The sequence below is a fragment of the Pseudomonas sp. dw_612 genome (genome assembly GCF_018449725.1).
GTDB lineage: Bacteria > Pseudomonadota > Gammaproteobacteria > Pseudomonadales > Pseudomonadaceae > Aquipseudomonas.
In genome coordinates, this window is the sequence record NZ_JAAVVC010000047.1 from 1 (window position 1) to 6572 (window position 6572).

At 60.4% G+C, this 6572-nt stretch carries 4 protein-coding genes; 3 read left to right on the forward strand and 1 reads right to left on the reverse strand.

Features of this window, described 5'->3' with window-relative positions; genetic code table 11:
• On the reverse strand, positions 1 to 1230 hold a 1230-nt coding region (locus tag HB680_RS32320), incomplete at its 3' end, for a retention module-containing protein (RefSeq protein ID WP_213942310.1).
• Between the two features lie 359 nt (positions 1231 to 1589).
• On the opposite strand from HB680_RS32320, the gene HB680_RS32325 reads away from it, so the two are divergent.
• Genes HB680_RS32325 through HB680_RS32335 form a run of 3 tightly spaced genes read left to right on the forward strand, consistent with a single transcriptional unit; the run spans position 1590 to position 6498 of the window.
• Positions 1590 to 2942: a TolC family outer membrane protein gene (locus HB680_RS32325; protein WP_213942311.1), complete on the forward strand. Its 1353-nt coding sequence runs from the start codon at positions 1590 to 1592 to the stop codon at positions 2940 to 2942.
• 42 nt (positions 2943 to 2984) lie between these two features.
• Positions 2985 to 5141: a type I secretion system permease/ATPase gene (locus HB680_RS32330; RefSeq protein ID WP_213942312.1), complete on the forward strand. Its 2157-nt coding sequence runs from the start codon at positions 2985 to 2987 to the stop codon at positions 5139 to 5141.
• Entirely contained in the window at positions 5131 to 6498 is a 1368-nt protein-coding gene (locus HB680_RS32335) for an HlyD family type I secretion periplasmic adaptor subunit (protein WP_213942313.1), read from the forward strand. The genes HB680_RS32330 and HB680_RS32335 overlap by 11 nt, the downstream gene beginning before the upstream one ends.
• Positions 6499 to 6572 lie beyond the last annotated feature (74 nt).

A 6572-nucleotide genomic window follows, 5' to 3' on the forward strand; every position in this document is an offset into this window, starting at 1 on the left:
ATTGGACAGGGTCACGGTTACCGGGGTTTGCGCCGGGTTGGTCAATGTCGCGGTGTAGGTGATCTGACCGCCTTCAGTCACAGTCGAACCCGCCGTCAGCGTGACGGTGGTGGTGTCGATCGAATCGGTGATGGTCGTGACCGCTGGCGCCGGGTTCGGCACCAGGTTTTCGAAATTGCCGCCGGTAGTCCCGGTAATCGTGGTGCTGACAGTGCTGCCATTGTTGTAGACGTCATTGGCTGGCGTTGGAACGTTCACGCTGCCTGTCGTCTGGCCGGCGCCGATGGTGATGGTCGAACCGTTGGACAACGTGACGGTAACGGGCGTCTGCGCCGGATTGGTCAGCGTCGCGGTGTAGGTGATCTGCCCGCCTTCAGTGACGCTATTGCCCGCCGTCAGAGTAACGGTGGTGGTGTCGATGGTGTCGGTGACCTGGGTCGTGGCCGGCACGGTTGGCGGAGTAACAATAATGCCGGCGCCGCCGGTGGTGCCGGTGACGGTGACGTCGATCTGGGTCGGGTCGTTATAGACAGTGTCGTTCGGCGCCAGTGGCACGTTGACGGTGCCGGTGGTTTGACCGGCCTGGATCACGATCACCGCGCCGTTGGACAGGGTGATGGTCAGGTCGCTGGTTGGTGCCTGGGTCAGGGTCGCGGTGTACACCAGCACGCCACCGGCTTCGGTGATGGTCGGCGTGGCGCTCAGGCTCAGGGTCGACGCCTGCACAATGGCGGCGCCGTTGGTGGTCTGGCCGCCGAGGGTGTTCTGTGTGACGGCCCCGGCAGAGCCGATGCCTGCGGTCGGGAAACCAATGGTCGGGTCTACCCGGCCAGCGGTTGCGTCCAGCAATACGAAGCTGTGGCCACCACCGGCCGCGCCGTCGCCGCCTGCTGCGGTCGGGCCGGCTGCGGTGGCTTCGAGGTCTTTGGTCGGGTCGGCGCCGGCAACGATGGCTTGTTGCAATTCTTCAACCGATGGCGCGGCTTGTGCAGTGGCTTCTGCCAGGTCGGTGCTGGAATCCGGAGCGCTGCCACTCCACTGAGTGTCGCGGCCCAGGTCCAGGGTCCGGCCATCGGCCAATTCCAGCGTCACGGCGCCAGCGGCACCGGTGTCTACCTGATCGCCGACAAACAGCCGATCGCCTTCAACGAGTACGCGACGGACGCCCTCTGGGGACACCGCGAAAACCTGACCAACAATGCTTTTGACGATGGCAACAACACTGCTCATTGAAGACTCTCCGGGTGTCACGTTCAGTTGACTTCCATGGACCTGATGGCGAACTCGCCAAAGCAGTCTGGACGTACTTTTAAAAAAAATGGTGCATAAGCTTGACGCTGCAATTCGTCAATTATTTGGCTATATTCTTTCGCTATTTAGTTTATGCCAAACTATTGACCTTATGGGTGCCATCCTAAACAATCGCCCCAGTAATGTCACATTGATATTTAAGCGGCGACCTGTCCTACAGCGTGTGATCCAGTTCCTGTTTTGAACTTTCCGACATACGGTCATTCCGGTTGCCATCATCCGACGCAGCGCCCCTATTTGCTGTGACTCAAGACAAGAAGTTCTGGGATATTTCTTACATGCGTTCGTATTTGTTCAAGGCCTTACCCTTCGCCCTCGCCGCCAGTTTTGTCCAAGCACAATCCTTGCCTGAAGCCATGCAGCAAGCGCTGGATGTCCATCCGGAAATCCAGGCTGCGGTGAATAGCCGATTGGCCGCGGATTATCAGTTAAAGGCCGCCAAAGGTGGATACCTGCCACGGGTCGATCTGCTGGGCGGTTATGGTCGCGAAGGCACCGATAACGTCACTACCCGTGCCGATACCGGTAGCAATCACTGGGAAACCCTGAACCGCAGCGAGTCAAGTTTGCGTCTGTCGCAAATGGTTTTTGACGGTTTTGCGACGTCCAGCGAAGTGGGGCGTCAACAAGCCACCGTTAACTCCCGCGCCTATTCCTTGCTCGGGACCTCGGAGCGCACCGCGCTGACCGTGGCCCAGGTGTATCTCGACGTGCTGACCCGCCGCGAATTCGTGCGCCTGGCCGAAGAAAACCTGAAGAGCCACGAACGGATTTTCGACCAGATCAAACTACGCACCTCCCGCGGTGTCGGCAGCGGCGCTGACCTCGATCAGGCCGAAGCCCGTATGGCCCAGGCTCGCAACAACCTGATCACCGAACAGACCAACCTGGCCGACGCCGAAACCAACTTCCTCAGCGCTGTGGGCCAGATGCCCGATCAGCTCGAGCGTCCCGCGCCGTTCCTGGCGCTGCTGCCGGCCAACCTGAATGAAGCGCGCACGCAGATGCTGGAAAACAGCCCGATCCTGCGTTCCGCCGAATCCGATATCGCCGCCGCCGAGAAACAATACGAAGCGGCCAAATCGACGTTCTACCCGCGTTTCGACGCTGAACTGGGCCGTACCGCCGACAACGACCTCGACGGTCAGAACGGTCACAGCAACGAATGGCAAGCCATGCTGCGCATGCGCTTCAACCTGTTTGCCGGTGGCAGCAACAAGGCTGACCTGGAGTCCAAGTCCTACCTGTCGAACCAGGCGCTGGACATCCGCAACAACGCCCTGCGCGTGTTGAACGAAGAACTGGGCCTGGCCTGGAACGCCTTGAACAACGCCAACGCTCAAGTGCCGATCGCCCAGCAATATGTCGATCGCAGCACCGCAGTGCGCACCGCTTATCAGAAGCAGTTCAGCCTGGGCCAGCGCACCTTGCTCGACTTGCTCGACAGTGAAAACGAACTGTTCACCGCGTCCCGTCGTCTGGCGGACATCAAAAACATTCAGTTATTTACTCAGTACCGAATCAAGGCGACCATGGGCGAGTTGCTCAAGAGCCAGGGAGTGGTCGCACCGTTGGCATCCGTTGTGCAGAACGACGTGAAGCCCAAGGTCCAATTGCCCGGCATGAATTGAGCAGGACCTTCATTGTTCAATTGTTAGCCAAGAGTGCCGAGCGTGGAATCAGAAGTCAGTCGAGTTCAACTCATTAATGATCCACGCGCGCTGCATGACGATCCGTTACTGGATGGCCTGCTCGCCCTGTGCACGCTGCACCAGAAACCGGCCAGCGCCGCGATGCTGACCACCGGCCTGCCGTTGCCCAAACAGCGCCTGAGCGTCGAGTTGCTGCCCCGCGCCGCCGCTCGCGCCGGGCTGCAAGGCCGGGTGCTGCAACGCAAGCTGGAAGATATTCCGGCGATTGCCATGCCGGCGCTGTTGCTGCTCAAGGACGGTCGCAGTGCCGTGCTGGTCGGCTGGCAGGGTGAAGACCAGGCCCGCGTGCTGCTCAGCGAAAGCGATGGCGGCGAAAGTGTGGTCAGCCGCGAACTGCTGGCCGACGACTACATCGGCAAAGTCTTCTTCGCTCAACCGCAGCACAAATTTGACGTTAACCACGGCACGCTGATCCCCCGCGCGCGTTCGTGGTTCCGCGACACCCTCAAGCGCTCGCGCTGGCTCTATGCCGACGCCATTGCCGCCAGTTTTCTGATCAACATCATCGCCATGGCCGCGCCGCTGTTCGTGATGAACGTCTACGACCGCGTGGTGCCGAATCAGGCGGAATCGACCCTGTGGGTGTTGGCGATCGGTATCACCGGCGCCTACCTGTTCGATTTGATCCTTAAAAGCCTGCGCAGCCTCTGCCTGGATCTGGCCGGGAAGAAAACCGACCTGATCATCTCGGCCACACTGTTCGAGCGCATCGTCGGCATGGCCATGAAGTACCGCCCGGCCCGGGTCGGCAGCTTCGCCCAGAACATCCACGAGTTTCAGAGTCTGCGCGACTTCCTCGCGTCGCTGACCCTGACCAGCCTGATCGACCTGCCGTTTACGCTGCTGATCTTCCTGGTCATCGCGATTCTCGGCGGGCACTTGGTATGGATTCCGGTGCTGGCGTTCCCGATTGCCTTGTTGATCGGCTATGCATTGCAGAAGCCCTTGGTGGCGACCATGGAACGAACCATGGCCCTCGGCGCCGAGCGTCAGTCGAGCCTTATCGAAACCCTCGCCGGCCTCGATGCGGTAAAGGTCAACAACGCCGAAAGCGAACGCCAATACCAGTGGGAACAGACCATCGGCACCCTCAGCCGCCTCGAGCTGCGGGTGAAAATGCTGTCCGGCCTGGCGATGAACATCACCCTTCTGATCCAGCAACTGGCCGGGGTGATCATGATCGTCTTCGGCGTGTACCAGATCATCGACGGTCACCTGAGCATGGGCGGTCTGATCGCCTGCTACATGCTGAGCGGTCGCGCCCTCAGTCCATTGGCCTCGTTGTCCGGCCTGTTGACCCGTTACCAGCAAGCGCGAGTCACCATGGTTTCGGTGGACCAGATGATGGAGCTGCCGCAAGAGCGCAATTTCGAAGAACGCCCGCTGAGCCGCAAGGTGCTGCAAGGCGCGGTCGAGTGCCGTCAGCTGAACTTCACCTACCCGAATCAGCAAAACGCCGCGCTGAAGAACATCAACCTGATCATCAAGCCCGGCGAGAAAATCGGCATCATCGGTCGCAGCGGCTCGGGCAAAAGCTCCCTGGCCAAACTGCTGGTGGGCCTTTATCAGCCAGACGACGGCGCCTTGCTGGTGGATGGCGTGGATATCCGCCAGATCGATGTCAGCGAACTGCGCCACAACATTGGCTACGTGCCCCAAGACATTCAATTGCTCGCAGGCACCCTGCGCGACAACTTGGTGTCCGGTGCGCGTTATGTAGAAGACGAGCTAGTGCTGCAAGCCGCGGAACTGGCCGGCGTACACGAATTCGCCCGTCTGCACCCGCAAGGTTATGAGCTGCAAGTGGGTGAGCGTGGGCAGAACCTGTCCGGCGGCCAACGCCAGAACGTAGCCCTGGCCCGGGCGTTGCTGCTCAACCCGCCGATTTTGCTGCTCGACGAACCGACCAGCGCGATGGACAACACCGGTGAAGAACGTCTCAAGCAACGCCTGGCGGCCGTGATCGAAAACAAGACCGTGGTGCTGGTGACGCACCGGGCGTCGCTGTTGTCGCTGGTGGATCGCCTGTTGGTGATCGATCGTGGACAGATTCTGGCCGATGGCCCGAAAGCCGCCGTGATGGAAGCGTTGAAGAAGGGGCAGATCAGTGTTGCTTAAGTCGGGTTTCAAGGACTCTGTCCGCCGTTACTTCAAAGGCTCCGCTTCGCTGCAAGGCCAGCCGTTGCCGGAAGTGAACAAGGCGCTGATCGAAGATGCGCCGCGCGTGGTGCGGCTGACCATCTGGGCGATCATCGGCTTCTTTGTGTTCCTGATGCTGTGGGCCAACTTCGCCGTCATCGACGAAGTGACCAAGGGCGACGGCAAGGCGATTCCGTCGTCGAAGATTCAGAAAATCCAGAACCTTGAGGGCGGGATCGTTTCCGAACTGTTCGTCAAGGAAGGGCAGATCGTCGAGGCTGGTGCACCGCTGATTCGCCTGGACGACACGCGGTTTGCCTCCAACGTCGGCGAAACCGAAGCGGATCGCCTGTCGATGCTATTGCGGGTCGAGCGCTTGAGCGCCGAGGTGGATGACCGTCCGCTGAACTTCCCGCCCGATGTGCTCAAAGCCGTACCGGGCCAGGCCGCCAGCGAAGAGTCGCTGTACACCAGCCGTCGCCAGCAGTTGCACGATGAAATCGGCGGCTTGCAGGAGCAGTTGATCCAGCGTCAGCAAGAGCTGCGCGAGTTCTCCTCCAAGCAGTCGCAGTACCGCAATGGGCTGGCGTTACAGCGTCAGGAAATCAACATGTCCGAGCCGCTGGTGGCCCAGGGCGCGGTGTCGCCGGTGGAAGTGCTGCGACTCAAACGCGCCGAAGTGGAAACCCGCGGGCAACTGGACGCGACCACCCTGGCGATTCCCCGTGCCGAGTCGGCGATCAAGGAAGTGCAGCGCAAGATCGATGAGACACGTGGCAAATTCCGCAGTGAAGCGCTGACCCAACTCAACGAGGCGCGCACCGACCTGAACAAGGCCCAAGCCACCGGCAAGGCCCTGGAAGATCGCGTGAGCCGGACGCTGGTGACATCGCCCGTGCGCGGTATCGTTAACAAACTGCTGGTGAACACCATCGGCGGCGTGATCCAGCCCGGCGTCGACCTAGTGGAAATCGTGCCGCTGGACGACACCTTGCTGGTGGAAGCGAAAGTCCGCCCGCAAGACATCGCCTTCCTGCACCCGGGGCAAGAGGCGACGGTGAAATTCACCGCATACGACTACACCATTTATGGTGGGCTCAAAGCCAAGCTTGAGCAGATCGGCGCCGACACCATTACCGATGAAGACAAGAAAACCACTTACTACATCATCAAGCTGCGTACCGATCGCAGTCACCTGGGGACGGACGAGAAGCCGTTGCTGATCATCCCGGGGATGGTGGCGTCGGTGGATATCATTACCGGCAAAAAGACCGTGCTGAGCTATCTGCTCAAGCCGATTATTCGGGCGCGGGCTGAGGCGTTGCACGAGCGGTAGATCTCGGCCGGGGCTGATGGCCTCTTCGCGAGCGAGCCCGCTCCCACAGGGTTTTGTGTCCGACAGATAACCCC

Bases quoted from the DNA above. Each gene is read 5' to 3' on its own strand.
- HB680_RS32325 (WP_213942311.1), top strand. From the start codon at position 1,590: ATGCGTTCGTATTTGTTCAAGGCCTTACCCTTCGCCCTCGCCGCCAGT.